The sequence below is a fragment of the Achromobacter veterisilvae genome (assembly GCF_037619525.1).
Lineage (GTDB): Bacteria > Pseudomonadota > Gammaproteobacteria > Burkholderiales > Burkholderiaceae_B > Achromobacter > Achromobacter veterisilvae.
Genome location: NZ_CP148753.1, coordinates 4,992,014 through 5,013,381 on the forward strand (window position 1 = coordinate 4,992,014; position 21,368 = coordinate 5,013,381).

General features: G+C 65.7%; 24 protein-coding genes. 6 read left to right on the top strand and 18 right to left on the bottom strand.

Translation table 11 applies throughout. The annotated features are described in order from the left end of the window. The first annotated feature begins 178 nt into the window (after window positions 1–178). Window positions 179–829, top strand: a complete 651-nt coding sequence (gene lexA, locus WHX56_RS23090; RefSeq protein WP_129239492.1) for a transcriptional repressor LexA — start codon at window positions 179–181, stop codon at window positions 827–829. A gap of 109 nt (window positions 830–938) precedes the next feature. Here the strand turns inward: lexA and lon are convergent, their stop codons facing one another. The 5 genes from lon to WHX56_RS23115 form a co-directional block, all read right to left on the bottom strand. Then, window positions 939–3,389, bottom strand: coding sequence for an endopeptidase La (lon, locus tag WHX56_RS23095; RefSeq protein WP_129239491.1), 2,451 nt, complete (start codon window positions 3,387–3,389; stop codon window positions 939–941). Window positions 3,390–3,649: 260 nt separating this feature from the next. Then, the gene (clpX, locus tag WHX56_RS23100; protein ID WP_129239490.1) at window positions 3,650–4,948 is read right to left on the bottom strand and encodes an ATP-dependent Clp protease ATP-binding subunit ClpX; all 1,299 of its coding nucleotides are present in this window, start codon (window positions 4,946–4,948) and stop codon (window positions 3,650–3,652) included. A gap of 103 nt (window positions 4,949–5,051) precedes the next feature. Further along, entirely contained in the window at window positions 5,052–5,705 is a 654-nt protein-coding gene (gene clpP, locus WHX56_RS23105) for an ATP-dependent Clp endopeptidase proteolytic subunit ClpP (protein WP_129239489.1), read from the bottom strand. A gap of 4 nt (window positions 5,706–5,709) precedes the next feature. Further along, window positions 5,710–7,020, bottom strand: coding sequence for a trigger factor (tig, locus tag WHX56_RS23110; RefSeq protein WP_287754736.1), 1,311 nt, complete (start codon window positions 7,018–7,020; stop codon window positions 5,710–5,712). Window positions 7,021–7,187: 167 nt separating this feature from the next. Next, window positions 7,188–7,943 carry a M48 family metalloprotease gene (locus WHX56_RS23115; RefSeq protein WP_129239487.1) on the bottom strand — a complete coding sequence of 252 codons (756 nt, stop codon included), beginning with the start codon at window positions 7,941–7,943 and terminating at the stop codon, window positions 7,188–7,190. Between the two features lie 261 nt (window positions 7,944–8,204). Between WHX56_RS23115 and WHX56_RS23120 the strand changes: the two genes are divergently transcribed. Beyond that, entirely contained in the window at window positions 8,205–8,753 is a 549-nt protein-coding gene (locus WHX56_RS23120) for a TIGR00645 family protein (protein WP_287754738.1), read from the top strand. 114 nt (window positions 8,754–8,867) lie between these two features. On the opposite strand, the gene WHX56_RS23125 is transcribed toward WHX56_RS23120, so the two are convergent. From WHX56_RS23125 to WHX56_RS23145, 5 genes are all read right to left on the bottom strand, one after another. After that, on the bottom strand, window positions 8,868–9,074 hold the full coding sequence (locus WHX56_RS23125; RefSeq protein ID WP_042794090.1) for a cold-shock protein: 207 nt from the start codon (window positions 9,072–9,074) through the stop codon (window positions 8,868–8,870). Window positions 9,075–9,364: 290 nt separating this feature from the next. Beyond that, complete coding sequence (locus WHX56_RS23130) at window positions 9,365–9,928, bottom strand: DUF924 family protein (protein WP_338879119.1); 564 nt, start codon at window positions 9,926–9,928, stop codon at window positions 9,365–9,367. Window positions 9,929–10,419: 491 nt separating this feature from the next. After that, the gene (locus WHX56_RS23135; RefSeq protein ID WP_006220190.1) at window positions 10,420–10,623 is read right to left on the bottom strand and encodes a cold-shock protein; all 204 of its coding nucleotides are present in this window, start codon (window positions 10,621–10,623) and stop codon (window positions 10,420–10,422) included. A 371-nt stretch (window positions 10,624–10,994) separates the two neighbouring features. Next, complete coding sequence (locus WHX56_RS23140) at window positions 10,995–11,315, bottom strand: hypothetical protein (RefSeq protein ID WP_129239484.1); 321 nt, start codon at window positions 11,313–11,315, stop codon at window positions 10,995–10,997. Window positions 11,316–11,408: 93 nt separating this feature from the next. Beyond that, complete coding sequence (locus WHX56_RS23145; RefSeq protein WP_129239483.1) at window positions 11,409–11,807, bottom strand: hypothetical protein; 399 nt, start codon at window positions 11,805–11,807, stop codon at window positions 11,409–11,411. 120 nt (window positions 11,808–11,927) lie between these two features. Here WHX56_RS23145 and WHX56_RS23150 point away from each other — a divergent pair, with 120 nt between their 5' ends. Next, entirely contained in the window at window positions 11,928–12,227 is a 300-nt protein-coding gene (locus WHX56_RS23150; protein WP_129239482.1) for a DUF2513 domain-containing protein, read from the top strand. A 13-nt stretch (window positions 12,228–12,240) separates the two neighbouring features. On the opposite strand, the gene WHX56_RS23155 is transcribed toward WHX56_RS23150, so the two are convergent. The 4 genes from WHX56_RS23155 to WHX56_RS23170 all read right to left on the bottom strand — a co-directional run bounded on the left by WHX56_RS23155 (window position 12,241) and on the right by WHX56_RS23170 (window position 15,513). Next, window positions 12,241–12,513, bottom strand: coding sequence for a hypothetical protein (locus tag WHX56_RS23155; protein ID WP_338879120.1), 273 nt, complete (start codon window positions 12,511–12,513; stop codon window positions 12,241–12,243). 89 nt (window positions 12,514–12,602) lie between these two features. Beyond that, the gene (locus tag WHX56_RS23160) at window positions 12,603–13,670 is read right to left on the bottom strand and encodes an autotransporter outer membrane beta-barrel domain-containing protein (protein WP_338879121.1); all 1,068 of its coding nucleotides are present in this window, start codon (window positions 13,668–13,670) and stop codon (window positions 12,603–12,605) included. Between the two features lie 271 nt (window positions 13,671–13,941). Then, entirely contained in the window at window positions 13,942–14,328 is a 387-nt protein-coding gene (locus WHX56_RS23165; protein ID WP_338879122.1) for a RidA family protein, read from the bottom strand. Between the two features lie 24 nt (window positions 14,329–14,352). After that, window positions 14,353–15,513 (bottom strand): DSD1 family PLP-dependent enzyme, encoded by a 1,161-nt coding sequence (locus WHX56_RS23170; protein WP_338879123.1) that lies wholly within the window; start codon window positions 15,511–15,513, stop codon window positions 14,353–14,355. 126 nt (window positions 15,514–15,639) lie between these two features. Between WHX56_RS23170 and WHX56_RS23175 the strand changes: the two genes are divergently transcribed. Continuing rightward, window positions 15,640–16,551: a LysR family transcriptional regulator gene (locus tag WHX56_RS23175; RefSeq protein WP_287755244.1), complete on the top strand. Its 912-nt coding sequence runs from the start codon at window positions 15,640–15,642 to the stop codon at window positions 16,549–16,551. Between the two features lie 12 nt (window positions 16,552–16,563). Here WHX56_RS23175 and WHX56_RS23180 read toward each other — a convergent pair whose 3' ends face one another. Together WHX56_RS23180 and WHX56_RS23185 are read right to left on the bottom strand one after the other, a co-directional pair. Beyond that, the gene (locus tag WHX56_RS23180; RefSeq protein ID WP_338879124.1) at window positions 16,564–16,965 is read right to left on the bottom strand and encodes a RidA family protein; all 402 of its coding nucleotides are present in this window, start codon (window positions 16,963–16,965) and stop codon (window positions 16,564–16,566) included. A gap of 49 nt (window positions 16,966–17,014) precedes the next feature. After that, window positions 17,015–18,205, bottom strand: coding sequence for an MFS transporter (locus WHX56_RS23185; protein ID WP_338879125.1), 1,191 nt, complete (start codon window positions 18,203–18,205; stop codon window positions 17,015–17,017). Window positions 18,206–18,298: 93 nt separating this feature from the next. On the opposite strand from WHX56_RS23185, the gene WHX56_RS23190 reads away from it, so the two are divergent. Both WHX56_RS23190 and WHX56_RS23195 read left to right on the top strand, forming a co-directional pair. Then, window positions 18,299–18,883, top strand: coding sequence for a TetR/AcrR family transcriptional regulator (locus WHX56_RS23190; protein ID WP_338879126.1), 585 nt, complete (start codon window positions 18,299–18,301; stop codon window positions 18,881–18,883). A gap of 94 nt (window positions 18,884–18,977) precedes the next feature. After that, window positions 18,978–19,286 carry a hypothetical protein gene (locus WHX56_RS23195; RefSeq protein WP_338879127.1) on the top strand — a complete coding sequence of 103 codons (309 nt, stop codon included), beginning with the start codon at window positions 18,978–18,980 and terminating at the stop codon, window positions 19,284–19,286. A gap of 21 nt (window positions 19,287–19,307) precedes the next feature. Here the strand turns inward: WHX56_RS23195 and WHX56_RS23200 are convergent, their stop codons facing one another. Next, complete coding sequence (locus WHX56_RS23200; RefSeq protein ID WP_129239472.1) at window positions 19,308–19,565, bottom strand: hypothetical protein; 258 nt, start codon at window positions 19,563–19,565, stop codon at window positions 19,308–19,310. 114 nt (window positions 19,566–19,679) lie between these two features. Continuing rightward, a complete protein-coding gene (locus WHX56_RS23205; RefSeq protein ID WP_338879128.1) occupies window positions 19,680–21,335 on the bottom strand; it encodes an intermembrane transport protein PqiB in 1,656 nt (551 codons plus the stop codon). Window positions 21,336–21,368: the final 33 nt, after the last annotated feature.

Consider the following 21,368-nt stretch of genomic DNA (forward strand, 5'->3'; position numbering starts at 1 on the left):
GGTCCGCCCGGGCAAGGTCTGATTTGGCCCGGCGCGCTCGATCCGGGGCATCCTGACCGGCCGGTTGCCGCTTTGAGGCGACCGGCCGGTCAGTTCGGGGAGCAACTTGCTTTTTTGCGCTGCGTCCCCCAGAATGGCGCTGTATATATGTACAGTCCGCTAGCACCGGATCATCGCCATGGCCAGCAAACTCACCGATCGCCAACAACAAATCCTGGATCTGATCAGGCAGACCGTCGCGCGCACCGGCTTTCCGCCGACGCGCGCCGAAATCGCGCAGGCCCTGGGTTTCCGTTCCCCCAACGCGGCGGAAGATCACCTCAAGGCCCTGGCCCGCAAGGGCGCCATCGAACTCACGGCCGGCGCCTCCCGCGGCATCCGCCTGAAAGACGCCTCCACGGCGCCCACGCAAGCCTCGCTGCCCCTGCCCTCCCTGGCGCAACTGCTGCTGCCGCTGGTGGGCCGCGTGGCCGCCGGCAGCCCCATATTGGCCGCGGAACACGTCGAACGCGAGGTCGGCGTGGACCCCAACCTGTTCGCCCAGGCGCCCGACTACCTGCTGAAGGTGCGCGGCATGAGCATGCGCGACGCGGGCATCCTGGAAGGCGACCTGCTCGCCGTGAAAAAAGCCTCCGAGGCCCGCAATGGCCAGATCGTGGTGGCCCGGCTGGGCGATGACGTCACCGTCAAGCGCCTGCAGCGCCAGAACGGCCACATCGAACTCCTGCCCGAAAACCCGGACTTCCAGCCCATCGTGGTGGGCGCCGACCAGGATTTCGCCCTGGAAGGCATAGCCGTGGGCCTGATCCGCACGCACGCGCTGCACTAAGGGCCTCTCCCGCCCTTCCCGGCGCAGGCAAAATGAAACCCGCCGAGGCGGGTTTCTTTTTGGGTCATGGCTCCCGGGCGCTCCTTGCGGAGACGCCCGGAAGGTCAGGTCAATGCTTGAGCACCGGATCGGTCGAGCCCGGCTCGGCCGGCTTGGCCACCAGGGGTTCCTTGACCGCTTCTTCCTCGGCCAGGGGCTCGGGCAGGCGTTCCAGGGCCAGTTCCAGCACCTTGTCGATCCAGCGCACCGGCACGATCTCGAGATGGTTCTTGACGTTGTCCGGAATCTCCGCCAGGTCCTTGACGTTTTCTTCCGGGATCAAGACCGTCTTGATGCCGCCGCGATGGGCCGCCAGCAGCTTTTCCTTCAGGCCGCCGATGGGCAGCACTTCGCCGCGCAGCGTGATCTCGCCGGTCATGGCGACGTCGGCGCGCACCGGGATGCGCGACAGGGCCGACACCATGGCCGTGGTGATCGCGATACCCGCGGACGGACCGTCCTTGGGCGTCGCGCCTTCCGGCACGTGCACGTGCATGTCGTGCTTCTCGAAGACGCTGTCGGCAAAGCCCAGGCGGCGGGCGCGCGAGCGCACCACCGTGCGGGCCGCTTCGACCGATTCCTTCATCACGTCGCCCAGCGAGCCGGTGCGTTGGATGACGCCCTTGCCGGGCATGTCCGCGACTTCGATCGTCAGCAGGTCGCCGCCGACTTCCGTCCACGCAAGGCCGGTCACCTGGCCGATCTGGTTTTCCTTTTCGGCCATGCCGAAGGTGTAGCGGCGCACGCCCAGGTAGTCGCTCAGGTTGTCGCCCGTCACGTTGACCGGCTTGACCTCGAGGGTCTTGCCTTCGGCCTTGGCGCGGTCGCCCTGGGTCAGCAACTGCTTGATGACCTTGCGGCAGATCTTGCCCACTTCGCGTTCGAGCGCGCGCACGCCGGCTTCGCGGGTGTAGTAGCGCACGATGTCGCGCAGGGCGCTGTCGTCGACGGTCAGCTCGCTATCCTTCACGCCGTTGTTCTTCATCAGCTTGGGCAGCAGATGGTCGCGGGCGATGTGGATCTTCTCTTCCTCGGTATAGCCGGACAGGCGGATCACTTCCATCCGGTCCAGCAGGGCCGGCGGAATGTTCAGCGTGTTGCTGGTGGCCACGAACATGACGTCGGACAGGTCGAAGTCGACTTCGATGTAGTGGTCCTGGAACGTGTGGTTCTGTTCCGGGTCCAGCACCTCGAGCAGGGCCGACGAGGGATCGCCGCGGAAATCCATGCCCAGCTTGTCGATTTCATCGAGCAGGAACAGGGGATTGCGCACGCCGACCTTCGACATGTTCTGGACGATCTTGCCGGGCATGGAGCCGATGTAGGTGCGGCGATGGCCGCGGATCTCGGCTTCGTCGCGCACGCCGCCCAGCGCCATGCGCACGAACTTGCGGTTCGTGGCCTTGGCGATGGACTGCCCCAGCGAGGTCTTGCCCACGCCGGGAGGGCCGACCAGGCAGAGGATCGGCGCCTTCACCTTGTCCACGCGCTGCTGCACGGCAAGATATTCCAGGATCCGTTCCTTGACCTTTTCCAGGCCATAGTGGTCGTTGTCCAGCACCGTTTCCGCGTTGCTGATGGAATTGTTGATCTTGCTCTTCTTCTTCCAGGGAAGATTGATGAGCGTATCGATGTAGTTGCGCACCACGGTGGCTTCGGCCGACATGGGCGACATGAGCTTGAGCTTCTTGAGCTCGGCATCGGCCTTCTTGCGCGCCTCTTTGGGCATGTGGGCGGCGATGATCTTCTTTTCGAGCTCTTCGATGTCCGCGCCCTCTTCGCCTTCGCCGAGTTCCTTCTGAATGGCCTTGACCTGCTCATTCAGGTAGTAGTCGCGCTGGCTCTTTTCCATCTGCTTCTTCACGCGGCCGCGAATCCGCTTCTCGACCTGGAGGATGTCGATTTCGGTTTCGAGTTGCGTGAGCAAGCCTTCGAGGCGTTCGGAGGTGCCGACGATCTCGAGCATCTTCTGCTTCTGCTCGAGCTTCAAGGGAAGATGCGCGGCGATCGTATCGGCCAGGCGCCCGGCATCGTCGATGCCGGCCAGCGAGGTCAGGATCTCCGGAGGGATCTTCTTGTTCAGTTTTACGTACTGTTCGAACTGGGCGACGATCGCGCGGCGCAGGGCCTCGGTCTCGGAGCCTTGCATGGCGTCCGGTTCGATCGGCGTCACCTGGCAGGTGAAGTGCGAATCGGCGTCTTCGATGCTGTTGATGCGGGCGCGCTGGGTGCCCTCGACCAGCACCTTGACGGTGCCGTCGGGCAGCTTGAGCATCTGCAGGATGCCGGCGACGCAGCCGATCTCGTAGACGTCTTCGGGCGTGGGGTCATCCTTGCCGGCGGATTTCTGGGCCACCAGCATGATGCTCTTGCCCGCTTCCATCGCAACCTCGAGCGCGCGGATGGAGCGCGGACGGCCGACGAACAGCGGGATGACCATGTGCGGAAACACCACGACGTCGCGCAGCGGGAGCAGGGGCAGGTCGATCGGGTCGGAAGGCAGGGTCTGGCTGGCAGACATAGGAGGTTCCTCGGTATGACTCGGCGTATCGGGGACAGGTGGCCCGGGTATACCCGGACCAGCCACGTCGGTTACGTCTGTTATGGGAACAATAGCCGAAAATTCAAGATCTCGGCGCCTGGATAACCCAAAGGCTGAAAAAATCCCCCGGGGGGACACTCACAGTATGCGAGTGTCGCGCCCGCGAGAAAAGCGTGTTTCCACTCGGGAATGGCCCCCAGGCAAAAAAACCCGTTACGGGAACGGGCTTTTTTGAAATATCAGGCTGCCGCGTCGCGGACTTCCCCGCGCTCCGGCTTGTCCGAAGCGGCGGCTTCGTCGGCGTAGATGAGCAATGGCTTGCCCTCGCCTTCGATGGCGTTTTCGTCCAGCACCACGCGCTTGACGTTGCCCTGGGAAGGCAGGTCGTACATGGTGTCGAGCAAGGCCTGCTCGATGATGGAACGCAGGCCGCGGGCGCCCGTCTTGCGCTTGAGCGCCTTGCGGGCGATCGCCTTCAGGGCGGCGGGCCGCACGTCGAGTTCGGCGCCTTCCATGGCGAACAGCTTCTGGAACTGCTTGAGCAAGGCGTTCTTGGGCTCGGTCAGGATCTGCACCAGGGCCGCCTCGTCGAGTTCGTCCAGCGTGGCGACCACCGGCAGGCGGCCGACCAGTTCCGGAATCAGGCCGAACTTGATCAGGTCTTCGGGTTCGACTTCGGAGAACAGCTCGCCCACGCCGCGCTCGGACTTGGCGCGCACCGAGGCCGAGAAGCCGATGCCCGATTTCTCGGTACGGTCGCGGATGACTTTTTCCAGCCCGTCGAAGGCGCCGCCGACGATGAACAGGATGTTGGTCGTGTCCACCTGGACGAAGTCCTGGTTGGGGTGCTTGCGCCCGCCCTGCGGCGGCACCGAGGCCACCGTGCCTTCGATCAGCTTCAGCAGCGCCTGCTGCACGCCCTCGCCCGACACGTCGCGGGTGATGGACGGGTTGTCGGACTTGCGGGAGATCTTGTCGATTTCATCGATGTAGATAATGGCGCGCTGCGCCTTTTCCACTTCGTAGTTGCAGTTCTGCAGCAACTTCTGGATGATGTTTTCGACGTCTTCGCCCACGTAGCCGGCTTCGGTCAGCGTGGTGGCGTCGGCCATGACGAACGGCACGTTCAGCATGCGCGCCAGCGTCTGGGCCAGGAGCGTCTTGCCCGACCCGGTGGGGCCGATCAGCATGATGTTGCTCTTGGACAGCTCGACTTCGTCGCCCTTGATCTCGCCGTGGCGGATGCGCTTGTAATGGTTGTAGACCGCCACCGCCAGCATGCGCTTGGGCGAGTTCTGCCCAATGACGTACTGGTCGAGGAAGGTCTTGATTTCGGCCGGAGTGGGCAGTTCGGAACGAATCGCCGCGCGCGCGGTGGCTTGCGCCTCCTCGCGGATGATGTCGTTGCACAGATCTATGCATTCATCGCAGATGAATACCGACGGACCCGCGATCAGCTTGCGGACTTCATGCTGGCTTTTATTGCAAAACGAGCAATGCAGCACTTTTGCGTCTGCCGATCCCTTTTTTTCAGGCATATTTGTTTCGTATCTCAGGTAAAGATGCGCCAGGCTGGAAAAAAGCCTAGCGCATGCGCTTACTCAAACATGGTGGCAGCGGGTTCGGGTCAACCGGGGGAAGTCAGCCTTCCGAGCGGGAGGTCATCACCTTGTCCACCAGTCCATACGATACCGCATCTTCGGCCGACATGAAGTTGTCACGCTCCGTGTCTATGCCGATGCGCTCCATCGTCTGGCCGGTGTTCGTGGCCAGGATGCGGTTCAGGCGTTCGCGCAGGTCCAGGATTTCGCGGGCCTGGATCTGGATGTCCGAGGCCTGCCCCTGGGCGCCGCCGGAAGGCTGGTGGATCATGATGCGCGAGTTGGGCAGCGTGAAACGCTTGCCCTTCTTGCCCGCCGCCAGCAGGAACGCCCCCATGCTGGCCGCCAGGCCGGTGCACAGGGTGGATACGTCCGGCTTGACGAACTGCATGGTGTCAAAGATGGCCATTCCCGCGTAGACCGACCCGCCGGGCGAGTTGATGTACAGGGAAATGTCCTTGTCAGGATTCTCCGATTCCAGGAACAGCAACTGCGCGACGACCAGGTTGGCCGTGGCATCGTTGACCGGACCCACCAGGAAAATGAGCCGCTCGCGGAGCAAACGCGAATAGATGTCGTAGGCGCGTTCGCCGCGCCCCGACTGCTCGATCACCATGGGAATGTAGCCCAGGCCGGTGGGGGTCACCGACGACCCGCCATTCATTGCCGCATAGAAATCGGTGAATCTCTGCATAGTGTTACGCCATCCCCATCAACTGATCGAAAGGCACCGTCTCGTCGGTGACCTTGGCCTTGTCCAGCACGTGCGCGACGACATTGTCTTCCAGCACGATCGCCTCGATTTCAGCACGACGCTGGCGGTCGGCCAGGTAATAGCTGACAACCTGGGCGGGTTGTTCGTAGTTCTGGGCGAACTCTTCGATGCGCGCGCGCACCTGCTCGGGCTTGGCTTGCAGTTGGGCTTGCTTGACCAGTTCCGACACCAGCAGGCCCAGGCGGACGCGGCGTTCCGATTCGGTCGCGAAGGCTTCGGCCGGGATCGGCACGGATTCGGCGTTCGGGATGCCGCGCTGCTTCAGTTCTTCGCGGGCGGCGGCCACGCGGCCTTGCACGTCGTTGTCGACCAGGGCCTTCGGCACGTCGAACTTGCCGGCTTCGACCAGGGCGTCCATCACGCTGGACTTGGTGCGGCCTTGCGAGCGCACCTTGACTTCGCGTTCGATGTTGCTGCGGATGTCGGCCTTCAGCTTTTCGACGTCGCCTTCGGGCTGGCCGAGCGACTGGGCGAATTCGCTGTTCAGCTCGGGCAGCACGCCTTCGGCCACTTCCTTCACGGTGATCGTGAATTCGGCGGTCTTGCCGGCCACTTCCTTGCCTTGGTAGTCATCGGGGAACTTGAGCGGGAAGACCTTGGTCTCGCCGGCCTTCAGGCCGCGGGCGGCTTCTTCGAATTCCGGCAGCATGCGGCCTTGGCCGAGCACGAACGGGAAGTCTTCCGCCTTGCCGCCTTCGAAGGGCACGCCGTCGATGGTGCCGGCGAAGTCCAGCGTGACGCGGTCGCCGTCGGCCGAAGCGCGGCCTTCGCGGGCTTCGAACGTGGCGCGCTGTTTGCGCAGGACGTCCAGGGTCTTTTCGACTTCGGCGTCGGTGACGGCCGTCTCGAAGCGGGTGACGGCCAGGGCCGACAGGTCGGGCACGGCGACTTCGGGGTACACCTCGAACGTGGCGGTGAACGCCAGCGTGTCGTCGGTGACGCCTTCGGTCTTGGGTTCGAGGTTCGGGGCGCCGGCGACGCGCAGTTTGGCGCCGTCCACGGCCTGCTCGAAGGCACGGCCGACTTGGCTATTGATCACGTCGTAGCGGATGCTGGGACCATGGCTGCGCTCGAGCATGGCGAGCGGCGCCTTGCCCGGACGGAAGCCGGGGACCTTGGCGGTCCGGGCCACGCGCTTCAATTGCGCCTGGACTTCCTTTTCGACGTCGGCCACCGAGACGGCCAGATCAACACGGCGCTCCAGGCCGGAGAGGGTTTCAACCACAGGCTGCATTAAAAGACCTATATTCCGAGAGATAAGAGGTAACGGGCGGATAAACGCGCCATTTTACCGGAAACTTCCGGACCGCTGACGCAAAGGGGCGCGAGCACCCGGATAAGTCCGGATACTCGCGCCCCGTTTTTCGTCCCGCACGGGGAGGAAAAACGCCTGCCGGCGCCTTATTTGGCCTTGGCGATGCGCTCTTCGATGTGCTGGGCGCGCTTGGCCGAAGACGGGTGCGAGCTCATCATATCGCTCTTGCCGCCGTCCAGTTCCGCCAGCTTCTGGAACGCGGTCACCAGGCCGCGGGTGTTCAGCTTCTTGGATTGCAGCAGGTCGAACGAGTAATCGTCGGCCCCGCTTTCCTGCGACTGCGAGAACTGCGCATTGATGAACTTCTCGGTCAGGTCGCCCAACTGCGAGGCGCTCAGGGCGGCAACGGTCGAGCCGCCCGCCGCGCCGGCGGCGTCGCGCGCGGCGGAAACGGTGTAGGCGGTCTGCATCGCCTTCTTGCTGTGGCCCAGCGCCACGTGGCCGATTTCGTGGCCGACCACGCCCATCACTTCGTCGTCGGTCATCATGTCCATCAGGCCGCTATAGACGCGGATGCAGCCGTTGGCCATGGCCCACGCATTGACGTCCTTCGTGATGTAGACCTTGTAGCTGGCCTTCTGGCCGTTCACCGTGCCGCCCAGCGACTTGGCGATCTTCTGCAGGCGGGCGTCGTACTTGCTGCCGGGCGCGGCGATCTTCTCTTGCGAGTCGCTCTGGGCGCAGGCCTTGTCCGACAGGGCCTTGATTTCGGCGTCGCTCAAGGTGGCGGCCTGGACGACCTTGCTGCCGGCGCCCACCAATCCCCCGATGTCCAACGCATGCGAGGCGGAATAAGGGGCAAGCGCAACGGCCAACGCGGCAACGGCGTAGCGGATCTTCATGGGAACAAACTCCTCTTGACTGGCTCCATGCCAACGAGGCGGCAATTCTATATATGGCCAATGCGCTCTGAACGTTTCGGCACAGAGTTTCGCAAATGCCAGTTTTCCTTACAGAAAACCCCGGCAAATCCCCCGCGATCGTGCTAGCGGCCGCGCCACGGCGACGATTCCCGCCACGAAAAAATGATGCCGGCGGCCACATGGCATTGATAGAATTGCGCCCGCCTTTTTTTCGCACATACCCTACGGCTCGCACCCACAATGATCCCTGACACCCCTCCCCGCCTTGGCCTGCTGCCCGGCCTGATCTTCAGTTCCCGCTGGCTGCAACTGCCCCTGTACCTGGGCCTGATCGTCGCGCAAGGCGTCTACGTCATGCTGTTCCTGAAAGAGCTGTGGCATCTGCTGACGCACGCCACGAGCTTCGGGGAAATGGAGATCATGCTGCTGGTGCTGGGCCTGATCGACGTGGTCATGATCTCGAACCTGCTGGTCATGGTGATCGTGGGCGGCTACGAGACCTTCGTGTCCCGCCTGCGCCTGCAAGGCCACCCCGACCAGCCGGAGTGGCTCAGCCACGTGAACGCCAGCGTGCTCAAGGTCAAGCTGGCGATGGCCATCATCGGGATCTCGTCGATCCACCTGCTGCGCACCTTCATCGAAGCCGGCACGCTGGGCACGCCCAACGCCCGCTTCTCCGAGGCCGGCGTCATGTGGCAGACCATCATCCACGGCCTGTTCATCGTCTCGGCGCTGGGCATCGCGCTGGTGGACAAGCTCTCCACCCCGGCCGGCCACGCCAAACACTAGAAAAAGAAGAGATTAGAGGCTCCCACGCCGCGCAAAAAAAGCCCCCACACGCAAATGTGGGGGCTTTTTTATGGGTAGGGCGCCGGGCTGGCCCGGAGCGCTGCCCGGCTCGGATCAGGCCGCGACCTTGATGTTCTTTGCGCTCGGCCCCTTCGGGCCGGTGCCGACGTCGAACGTGACGCGCTGGTTTTCCTGCAGCGACTTGTAGCCTTCGCTGCGGATCTCGGAGTAGTGAGCGAAAAGATCCTTGCTGCCGTCGTCGGGCATGATGAAGCCATAACCCTTTTCGGCGTTGAACCACTTAACGATGCCGGTTGCCATGGAGTGTCCTTGACCTATGAAAAGCGATTGCTCGCGGGGCGCCAGATCATCAAGGATGGGAGAGGAAGCAACCGCAGTACCACTGACGGCGACAAGAGAAACGCAGACCGCGTCGCTTGAAAATCTCGCTGAACCCAGTGTATTGGCGAACCTCGAAAATCGTCAAATATGCGTCCGTCCCATTGCACGCGGACTACGGAAAACGATGGCGCCCAGCCATGCCGGCGCCAAATTCTTTCAAGTTGCCAAGCACCGATACAGAAGGATACCCAATGCCCTGTCCGCCCTTCCTAGCCGGCGAACCCGCCGGTTTCCAGGAATTCCTGTTCGGCCTGGCTCGTCTGCCGGCCCAGCGCGGCGTTGCGGTGGGGGAAGCGCCCGAAGCGCTTGATGATGTCGCGATGCAGGACCGCCCAGCGCAGCGAGTCCGCGTCCAGAGGCTCCATCAGGGCGACGGCGCGGTTCTGCGCGGCCAGGTTCTCGGCATGCTCGAAAGGCAGATAGAAAAACTGGCGCAGCCGCGGATCCACGGCCAGGTCGTGCCCGGCCGCGATGGCGCGGTCGGCGAAGTACTGCGCCAGGGGATCGGTGGCGAACATGTGCGCCGTGTCCCGGTAGGCATTGCGGGGGAACTGGTCCAGCAGGATCATCAGCGCCAGCGCGCCGTCGGCATCGTCCAGCCAGCCGTCCAATCGGCGCGCCGCGGCCGCAAAATGCGCGCCTTCGAAGCGCTCGCGGAACATGGCGTCGAACCCGGCGTTCTTGGTGAACCACTGCTGCGGCCCCGCATCGAGCCAGAACGAGACGACGTCCTGCGGTTGCGTGGCGAGCGACGAAGGAAAAAGAGAGGTCATGGCGGCGCAATCCTGCTGAAGGTGGCCGGCGATGGCATAACGGCCTGCCGCCGGAATAGCCAGAGAATACCGCGTGAATAGGGATTACCCCATACCTCGGATCCGCCACGGCAAAAAAACAGAAATGCCCCCACGCCGCGCACGCTACGCGCGCTTGCTGCCCCCCGAGGGGGCGTTTTGTCTTGGGGCGGCCCGGCGACAAAAAATGCCCCCACGCTGCGCACGCTACGCGCGCTTGCTGCCCCCAAAGGGGGCGTTTTTGTCTTGGGGCGGCCCGGCGACAAAAAATGCCCCCACGCTGCGCACGCTACGCGCGCTTGCTGCCCCCCAAGGGGGCGTTTTTGTCTTGGGGCGGCCCGGCGACAAAAAATGCCCCCACGCTGCGCACGCTACGCGCGCTTGCTGCCCCCCCGAGGGGGCGTTTTGTCTTGGGGCGGCCCAGCAACAAAAAAAGCCCCGCGAGGGGGCTTTTTTCTCGAAAACTCAGGACCTTACAGGACCTGGATCTTCGTGGCTTGCGGGCCCTTGGGGCCATTGGCCGTCACAAAGCTGACGCGCTGGTTCTCTTCCAGGGACTTGAAGCCCGAACCCTGAATTTCGGAGAAGTGAGCGAACAGATCCTTACCACCCGCTTCCGGGGTGATGAAGCCATAGCCTTTTTCCGAGTTGAACCACTTAACGACGCCGGTTTCCATACTGTATTTCCTAGAGATAATGGGCAAATGCCCGGAGGTCACGAATCAATCAAGGAGGGGACAGTAGAACAATAACGCTGAGCCGGAAAAGGCACGGCACTGAACGAAAATCGCAACGCTTGTGATCGTGTGCCGACACTATCGTTAGGTTCCCCTCACAAGTCAACATAATCCTAAAAAATGCGTGCCAATAATGCAACAAAGAGAAACGGCGCACTGAATTCACACGATTTCATAGGCAATAAGAAGTCCTGCATAGGTGTTAACACCCACACATCATAAAAAAACAATCAAGGCTTATATAAATGCCGCCTGCCCGCGTACGATCCTTCATACGCCGTTTGGGCTAGCACTTTGGTTTGCCGCCAGGCTTACTCGTCGATAGGTAAACCCAGCAGGTCGAGCGCCGCGCCGAAAGCATCGGGACCCGAGCAAAGGAAAACCGCCACGTCGCCGGGATTCATATTTTCCAGGACCTGGTCGATTTGTTCTTGCGCATTATCAACATCGTCGACATTCGCGGCGTGTATATCCGCCCCGGCCTCGACCTTTGCGCGCGGCACGATGTCTGCGATCGCATTCAGATCGGTCACGCCCACGACCACGTAGACGCTTATGCTTTCGCCATCCAGCGTGGTGTGCAGTTCAACGCCGCCCGCCACGTCGGCAATCTGCCGACTTACTATTTCCATGTTCCATCTTCCTAGATTCGCGGGCAAGGCCCGCCTGGGCACGCACCGCGCAGGTGCACACGCACGCCCAGGCGCGACTATAACAGCCTTCGACTAATGCTTCCTGACATTCGGTCCGAGCGACTTGCGGGCCGCGCCCGAGGTCGCCGCGACGCTGCGCCTGCGCACGCCGGCGGCCTCGAGCACGCCGGCCAGCGGCTTCTGCGCGGCCAGGAAGGCATCTTTTTCGTCGTCCGCGAGCTTGCAGATGAACATCTGGGCCAGCAACTGGGTGCGCCTTGCCTTGCGGTTGCTGGCTTCGTGGGCCAGCCATTCGCCGATCCACGCCGCGGCCGCCTCGGCGCTGCCCTGCAGCTTGACGTGGCCCAGCAGGTCGAACACGGTCACGCCGTCGATGCGTTCGTCGGCGCCGCGCGAAAGAAAAAGCTTGGCGGCCTGGCCGGAGTAGCCGGGGACCAGCGCCAGGCAATCGCGTTCTGCGGGTTTCTTCATGGTGTCTGCATATGTCGGTTATCGAGAACCCTGGACTGTAACCCGGGCGCGCGGCCTGTCGCGTCGGCGCCATGGAACTCTGCTATCGTCGCCCTATCCTTTCCCTACATGGTGGACATCATGCAACGCGATTTCGATCTGGTCGTCACGATCCTGGGCGCCCTGCGCGACGCGCCGGGCCCCAACCTGAGCACGCACGACATCAAGAACGCAGCCCTGGCGCCGCATCCCGAGGAACAGGGCCTGCAATTGATCGCGCACCACCTGGACCTGCTGGAGGACGCCGGACTGGTCAAGCAGGTGAGCGAAACCGCCGCGAACGCGGGGGCGACGCGCTGGCGCATCACCTGGAAGGGCTATGACGCCCTGGAGCAGGACGAAGACGACGACGAAGACGAGGACTTCGACGCGGAAGAATGACGCGCCTGGCGGCTCAGCGGCGCCGCAGGATGCGCCGCGTGAGCAGCGACGCCGCGGTGCCGATCACCAGGCTGAACATGAAGGCGGCGATCGACAGCATCGCCGACAGGTCGCCGAAGCCGCCTCGGCGCGACAGCACGAACACCGCCACGAAGACCGCCGCCGCAAGCGCGGCGACGCCCGCGAGCGCATGCTTGACGGAGCGCAGGCGGCCGCAGAGCGAGCCGCCGGCCAGGGCCGCCGCCACCATCGCGGCCATGGACCAGAACAGGTATTCGTACTGCATGCGAACGATCTCCCCCGAAGGCATTGAGGCGCACGCATTATAGGCGCGGGCCATGGGCGGCGCCCGCCCGCGGCCGGCTCCGGCGGGAATCAGAAGCGGAAGCTGTAGCCGATGTTCGCGGTGACTTCCTGGCTGACGCTCGCGCCGCGGCCGTACTGTAGATCCACGAAGGCCCGATGGCGTCCCGACGCCACCGCCACGCCGCCGCCCAGTTGCCAGCGGTTTCCAGGCAGCGCTACGTCGTAGCTCGAATCGCCGAAACCCACCGTGTCGTCGTGCGAGAACTGCTTCAAGTACGACACCTTGGCGTAGGGTTGCAGCGTGCCGCCGCCGGCCAGGCCGAAGTCGCGCCCGGCGCGCAGGCCGGCCCGCCCCTCGATCGAGGTCTGGCTGCTGCGGCTGTAGATGCCCTGAAGCTGCGGCTCGATGAACCACCGGTCCGCCAGGCGCCAGTGATAGCCGAGTTCCACGCTGCCGCTGTAGGTCGTGTGCGACACGCCGTCGGAATAAGTGCCGCGGTCCAGGGGCAGGTCGAACCGCACGTCCTGGTCGATCCGGCCCACCTTGTTCACGACGTCGACATACAGGCCGTTGTCGTGGACGTACGACAGATAAATGCCCGCATAGCGGCTGTCGATCTTTCCGCGCGTGCCGTATTCCGCGTTTTGTTCGGACTGCGACAGCCCGACGAACGCCCCCAGGTAGACCTTGGCCGAGCTGGCGGTCCAGGCGTAATCCGCGCCGACCGAGATGGCGCTCGCGTCCTGGCCGAACCGGCTGGCGTTGGCCGTTTCGACCTTGTAATTGCTGCCCGTGCCGCGCACCCAGAGGCCGCCCTTGTCCGGCATGTTGCGCAATTCGCCCTGGCGCTGGCCCACCGTTCCGAGTTCGGTGTCCAGAAGCAGGATGGACGCGGTCTGCCCCAGCGCGACGGCGTTGGCGCCGCGCGCCTCGACTTCCTTGCGGTATTCCGCCTGGGCCGCTTTCAGCGCGGCGATTTGGGCGGCATTCGAGGCGGGCGGCGGCGCCGCCGCGGCGCCCTGCCAAGGGGCAAGGCACGCGGCCGCAAGCGCCAGGGCCGTGGCGCGCCGGGAAAAGGGCAATGCAGGCAAGGACGGAATGGGCCGTGCCATGCGGAAAGGCGGTTGGAAGGTCATACGGCGTCCTGCGAGGTTCACGATTTTCTACTTTCTATACAAAATACAATTCAAATTGTATAAGCAGAGCCGGAACCCGAGACCCAGATATGAGCCGTTTGTTGGCCGCTATTTCAACGCTAAGTACATGGAACCATGGATAAATTCCATGATATAGGCGCGCAGGCGCCGTTGCCGCCGCGCTCCAGCGCGGCGGTTTTGGCCTGATGGTGGGAAAAATCTTGCTACCTAACTTCGGCTATAAGAAACGTGATATTTCTTATTGAAACGGTCAGCCCAGGGCGATCGCGCTGATCTCCACCAGCGCCCCGTGGTGCAGTTCGCGCGTGGGCACGATCGCGCGCGCGGGGCGGTGCCCGCCGAAGCACTGCTCGTAGACCTGGTTGACTTCGTCCCAGAGCCCCACGTCGGGGATGTACACCGTCACGCTGGCGACGGCGGCGAGCGACGAGCCGGCCGCCTCCAGGATCTCCCTCAGGTTGCGCAGCGCCTCCCGCGCCTGGCCGGCCGCGCCGCTGGCGAGCGCGGGCCGCTCGCCGGGCGCCGCGGGCGGCAGGAACCCCAACTGCCCCGAGACGAATACGAAGCCGTTGGCGCGCACCGCCTGCGAATAATGGCCCGCCGGCGGCGTGGCCTTGTGCGTATGGATCATTTCCATGCCTGCATCCTCGTAAAGCGCGCCCTACCAGCCGCGGAATCGTTCCCAGCGGGCCACCACCCCGGGCGCCCCGGGGCGCACGACTTCATAGGCATCGTGCTGCGCGCAGGTGGCGCAGGCGTGGTTGGGCACGATCCGCAGCTTCGCGCCCAGCGGCAGGTCGGGCAGGACGGCGCCGCTGCCGGGACGCACTTTGATAATGCCCTGTTCCTGGTTGGTCTCGGCCAGCAACACGTCGGGATAGACCTTGCCGTCCGCGTCGCAGACCAGGCCATATAGCTGGTCCACCCGCTGTCTGGCGGTCCCCCGGTCGCGCGACATGGCCATCCATCCGGCGTCGACCAGTATCCATCCCTTGTCGGGCTGATGGCCGATCACGGTCGTCAATACGGTGGCCGCGATGTCGTCCACCGAGCATACGTCCAGCCCCGCCATGACCAGGTCGAAGAATACGTACACGCCGGCGCGGACTTCCGTCACGCCTTCCAGGCTGCGCGCGAAATGGGCCGTGGGCGTGGACCCCACGCTGACCACCGGGCACGGCAGGCCGGCCGCGCGGATGGCCTGGGCGCAGGTGACGGCGGCCAGGCGCTCCTGTTCGGCCATGTCGGCGATCGCCTCGACGCTGTCGCAGCCGTAGGATTCGCCGGCATGCGTCATGACCCCGCGCAGGCACGCGCCCTCCTGGTGCAGCGCGCGCGCAATGGCCAGCAATTGTCCGGTGTCGCCGGGCTGCACGCCCGCGCGGTGGCCGTCGCAATCGATTTCGATCAAGGCGGGGATGGCGTCGCCGGCCTCCCGGGCTCGCCGCGCCACCGCAATCGCCGCGTCGATGCTGTCGACCACCACCGTGAGGTCGACGCCGCGCCGGCGCAGCGCCAGAACGCGGTCCAGTTTGGAGGGCGACACGCCGACGGCGTACAGCAGGTCCGTGACGCCGGCCGCCGCGAACTGCTCGGCTTCCTGCAGGGTGGAAACGGCCGCGGGCCCCTGCGGCGTGGACATGAGGCGGCGGGCGATTTCGATGGATTTGGGCGTCTTCAGGTGGGGACGCAATTGCACGCCGTGCCCCGCCATCAAGGCGTTCAGGCGTTCGATGTTGCGCGTCATGCGGGTTTCGTCCAGCAGCAGGCAGGGCGTGTCCAGGGTGTCCACGGAGGACGGGGCGGCGGTCGCTTCGGTCATGGGGGCCTCGGTATGGCGTATCGCGAAAGGACGCCGGATTGCCCGGCGTCCGCATGGACGGAGTATGGCGCGGCGCCCGCCCCGCGTGTTTAATGGCTGCTTAATCATCGATTAAGGCAAGCCTGAATGATTACCACCGACGACCTGCGCTTCTTCCTGAGCCTGGCGGCCACCCGCTCGCTGGCGGAGGCGGCGCGCGCGCTCGACGTGACGCCGCCGGCCGTCACGCAGCGGCTGCATGCGCTGGAAAAGCGGCTGGGCGTGAGGCTGGTCAATCGGTCCGGGCGCGGCACGGCGCTGACCGACGAAGGCAGGCTGCTGGCGCTGCGGGCGGAGCAGATCTGCGGCGAACTGGGCGATCTCGCGGATGAACTGGCGGGCAGGCGCGGCGTGGTGGCGGGCCACCTGCGCGTCATCGCCCCGCTGGGGTTCGGCCAGCGCTACGTCGCGGGCCTGGTCGCGGAATTCCGCCAGCACAGCGAAAACGTCACGGCCAGCCTCCTGCTTTCCGACGGCCCGCCCCGGCTTGCCGCCGACGACTGGGACGTCATGGTGCATATCGGCGAACTGCGCGATTCGACGCTGGTCGCCTACCCGCTGGCGCCCAATCGCCGGGTCCTGTGCGCGTCGCCCGCCTACCTGGCGCGCCGCGGCGCCCCCGCCAAGCCGGAAGACCTGCGAGGGCACGACTGCATCGCCCTGCGCGAAAACGACGAAGACGTGACCTTGTGGCGGTTCAAGCAGGGCCGCGGCCCCGCCGTCGGCGTGCGCGTGTCCCCGGTGCTGTCGAGCAATGCCGGCGAAACCGCCGTGGAATGGGCGCTGGCCGGACACGGCATCATCGTGCGCTCGGAATGGGACGTGGCGGCGCACGTGGGCGCGCGCCGGCTGGTGCCCCTGCTGGCCGGCTGGAGCCTGCCGCAGGCGAACATCGTGGCCCTGGTCAAGTCGCGGCAGGAACTTCCCGCGCGGACCGCGGGGTTCCTGGCCCACCTGCGCGCGGCCTTCTCCACGCCTCCCTGGCGCGACAAGCCCTAGGGCCTGCCCGGCTCAGCAGTCCAGCATGGCCTCGGCTTCGATCTCGATCAGCCATTCCGGCAGCGACAGGCCGCTGACCACGATCCAGGACGACGGCGGCGGGTCTTTCCTGAAACGGTCGCGCAGCGCCTGGGCGATCACTTCCTGGTCTTCCCGCGCCGTCTCGCAAATATAGATGCGCAGCATGATCACCTGCGCCAGCGTGCCGCCCGCCGCGGCAAGCACGCGTTCGACGTTGTCCAGCGCCGCCGCGGTCTGCTCTTGCAGCCCGGGCCCCACCGTGCGCGCGCTGGCGTCGACGCCCACCTGCCCGGACAACAGCATGCGCCGCTGCCCCGTGACGATCACGGCCTGGCTGAAACCGTATTGCACGGAGTCGAACACGGTATCGGGGTTGATGACGGTCCTGGACATGGCCTGCTCCTGATGGTGCGCCGATCCGCCATTCTATCCGCGCGTCCCCTCAGGCGCCGACGCGCCCGGCGCCGCGGCGGCGCGCCGCCGGCAAGGCGGCCAGCAGCACGACCGCCCCCGCGCCCACGGCCGTCCAGAAGCCCGCGCGCACGCCATGATGGTCGACCACCCAGCCCGCCAGCGCCGCCCCCGCCGCGACGCCCGCGCCCAGCCCCGTGACCAGCCAGGTCAGTCCTTCCGTCAGGCGGTGTTCCGGCACATGGCTTTCCACCAGGGCCATCGCGATGATCATCGTCGGCGCGAACGACAGGCCGGCCAGCAATACCCCCAGGGACAGCCCCAGCAGATCGCTCACCAGCAGCAGGGGAACCGTCGTGAACGCCGTCACGGCGGCGGCGACGGCCAGTTGGCGCGCGAGCGGCGCCTGGAATTTCAGGACGCCGAACACCAGGCCCGCCACGCAGGAGCCCAGCGCATAGGCGGACAGCACGAGGCTGGCGCCGGCGGGCATGTTTTGTTGCCGGGCGAAGGCGACGCTCAGAACGTCGATGGTGCCGACGATCACGCCCATGGCCGCCATCATCGCCAGCAGGGACCGCATGAGGGTCATGCGCAGCACCGACGCCTCGCGTCCCTGCCGCCCGGCCCGCACCGCGGGCGCCGTGGCGCGCTGCAGCACGAAGGCCGTGACGCCGGCCGCCAGCAGCAGCGCCGCCGTCAGCGGACCCGCTTCAGGGAAAAACACGACGCTCAGGCCCACGGACAGCGGCGGCCCGACGATGAAGCTCAGTTCGTCGGCCACCGACTCCAGCGCATAGGCCGTGCGCAGCTCCGGCCTGTCGCGAAAAATCTCCGTCCACCGCGCGCGTATCATCGCGGGCATGCTGGGCAGGCTGCCCGCCAGCGCGGCGCAGACGAACAGCGCCCAGTCCGGCGCATGCCACCGCACGCAGGCGGCCAGGCCGGCCAGCGCCAGCACGCACAGGCCCGCCGCCACGGGCAGCACCCTGCCCTGGCCGTGCCGGTCGACCAGGCGCGAAATGCGGGGCGCGAGCAAGGCCGTGGCCAGCGCGAAGGTCGCCGCCACGGCGCCCGCCAGGGTGTAGGCGCCGCGCACGTCGGACAGCATCGTGATGATGCCGATGCCTATCATCGGCAAGGGCAGGCGCGCGATCGCCCCGGCCAGCACGAAACCGATGGCGCCAGGCGCCCTGAACAGCTCGCGATACGGATTGGACACCTGGAACCTTTGGATCGTGTGGACAACGGAATCGTATTCACATACATTACGTATGTCAATTTACATACGCCCCGTATGTCCCAGGAGGACGACATGCCCCGTTCCCGCGCCGAGATGATCGAAACCACTCGCGCAAAATTGCTGGCCGCCGCCCGGCGGGCCTTCCGGCAGGCGGGCTACGCGGCGACGTCCATGGACGACTTCACGGCCGCGGCCGGCCTGACGCGCGGCGCCTTGTATCACCACTTCGGCGGCAAGCAAGGCCTGCTGGCCGCGGTGGTCGAACAGATCGACGGCGAAATGGACCAGCGCCTGGATGCGGTTTCCGCGCGGGCGCCCGACGCCTGGACCGCCTTGCGCGAGCGGTGCCGCGCCTACCTCCAGATGGCGGCGGAACCGGAGATCCGGCGCATCGTGCTGCAGGACGCGCGGGCCGTGCTGGGCCCCGCTCCCGACGCCGACCAGCGGCGGTGCCTCGCGTCGCTGGGCGCGCTGCTGCGGCGGGTAATGGACGAGAACGCCATCGAAGGGGCGGCGCCTTCGGCGCTTGCCCGGCTGATCAGCGGCAGCCTGTCCGAAAGCGCCTTCTGGATCGCCGAGGACCCCGAGGACGGATCGCGGCTGGCGCAGGCGCTGCAGGCGCTGGACCTGCTGCTGCGCGGCCTGCGGCGGCAATGAAGTTTCCGCCGCGCCGCGCCGGAATCCGCCAAAGGGGGTATGGAAGCGCGGGGGGGCATTTGCTACGCTGGCCTTACCTGGAGAGGGTCCGGCCATGAACAACAGAATCCGCGTGCTGTGCGTCCAGCCATCGTCGTTGTCGGCGCGTTTCGCGTTCCTGGCGATCGCCCTGCGGTGGACGCTGGGCGCGACGCCCCGCCCCGCCCGGCTCCTGATCGGACCCCACGATCTCGAACCGATGGGTTCCGAGGCCGAGTTCTGGCGCTTCGCCCTGCGGCACCTCGTTTCCAGCCGGTCCATCCTGGTCACCCGCGGCGATCACTGGGACGTGACGGCGTCGGTGGACGGCGACGAGGTCCGCGCCTTCGGGCGCAAGTTCGCGCTGCGGCACTGCCTCTTCTGAAACAGCGGGTTCCGATCCGCCCTATGCGCCGAACGGACGCTTGCGGTGGTACATCGCCATTTCCTCGGCGGTCCAGCGCTGCCGCGCCTCTTCCTGGCAACAGGTACGGAAAACCAGCGCGCCCACGTCCAGGAACCGCCTGATGTCCGCGTCCGACAACTTGGCCTGCACGTCCATCAGGCAATCCGCATAGGCGGAAAGAATGCCATCCCAGCGGTCGAATCTGCCCGGCGCGACGGGCTGCGTGATCATGCGCGCCATCATTTCACTATGGTCCATGCTCTGTCCCTCTCGGACGCCCCGCCGTTGCCGCGAGCGACGGCGTTCAGGCCGCGCGATCCAGCAGCAAGCGCCGTGCCCGCCGGATCGCCCCGGTGCCGCGCAAGCCGCTCTTCAACGCGAGGAGCCCTGGCGCGGCGCGGAAGGAGCATCCTGCGCGCGGCCGCGCAGCAGCGCGTCGGGATAGGCCTGCAGATAATCCGACAGTTCCCGCAGCGACCTGGCCGCGCGCGCCAGCTCCTGCAAGGCCGCGTCCGCGCTCGCCGGCAGATCGGCGTCGGGGCTGAGCACGCCCCCGACCGCGGCCAGCGATCGGCTGGCCTGCCGCAGCATGGCCTGCGCCTCCGGCGCCAGGCGGGTGTCCAGGCGCTTCACGAGGCTGGCCGTGCCGCGCAGCAGATTGTTCAGTTCCGCGCCCAGCGCGTCGAACGGCACCCGGTCCAGCTTCACCAGGATGCTGTTGACCTGCTGTTGCAACTGGTCCAGGTTGTTCGGGACCGTCGGAATCAACGGCGTGTCCTCCATCTTGAACGACACCGGCTTGGCATCCGGGAACATCGCCATGGCGACGTACAACTGGCCGGTCAGCAGATTGCCGATGCGCAGTTGCGCCCGCATGCCCTGTTCGATCATCGAGGTCAGCAATTTTCCGCTGGGATGCTCCAGCGAAGACCCGGAATATTCCTTGATCTCGCCCATGGTCTTGGCGCCCAGGCGCTCGAGATAGAGCGTGGCTCCCACCACCGCATAGAAGCGGTTGGTCGTCCGGTCCAGCTCCAGGCCGATGGAATCCACCTGCCCGATGGCGGCGCCGTAGCTGTCGATGGGGGCCCCGACCACCAGGCCGCGGACCGATTGGTCGAAGCGCATGCGGATGCGCAGCGGCACGCCGTCCGGTTGCGCCCGCGCGGCGCCCTCGGACGGGAAGATGACGAATTCCGCGTCGGCCTTGGCCGCCACGCGTTCGCGCTGTTCGATCGTATCGAAGGCGACGCCCCCCACGATCACCGACAGCAGGGACTGCGAACGCATCTGCAGGCCGCGCGCGTCGACGCTGAAATCCACGCCGCTGGCGTTCCAGAATCGCGTGGCGCGGTTGACGTAGGCGTCATTGGGCGCGTCGATGAACACCTGCACGTCGACGCCCTCGCCGGTGCCGTCCAGGCGATAGCCCACCACCTGCCCCACCGGGATGCGCCGGTAGTACACGGGTGACCCGACATCCAGCGAGCCCAGGTCGCGGGCCTTGAGCGTAAAGCGCTTGCCCGCCCGGTCCTGCGTCACCTCGGGCGGGATTTCCAGGCCCACGAAGGCGGACTTGGACGCGAGGCGCGCGTCTTGCCTGCCGCCGAGGGCGGCCGGATCCATGCCGATGTAGGCCCCGGACAGCAAGGTGCCCAGGCCGGACACGCCGCTCAGGGTAAGGCGGGGCCGCACCACCCAGAACTGGGTGCCTTCCTGCAGCAGGCCGCTCGCGTCCTTGTCGAGCCGCACCGTCACGATGACGCCGGAGCGGTCGGGATTGAGGGCCACGCGCTCGACGAGGCCGACGTTGACCTCCTTGTAGCGCACTTGGGTCTTGCCGGCCTCCAGCCCTTCGGCGGTCTGGAAACTGATGGTGGCCGTGGGGCCCGCGTCCATCCAGACGCGCACCACCAGGAACAACCCGCCCAAGACCGCAATGACGGGCACCAGCCAAATCCACGACAGGCGGCGCCCCTTGCGCCTTGCGGCAGGCGCATGGGCGGAGGCAGGGCCAGGCTCAGGCATAGAGGACGTCCTCTGTTGTAGCCATCCAGACAC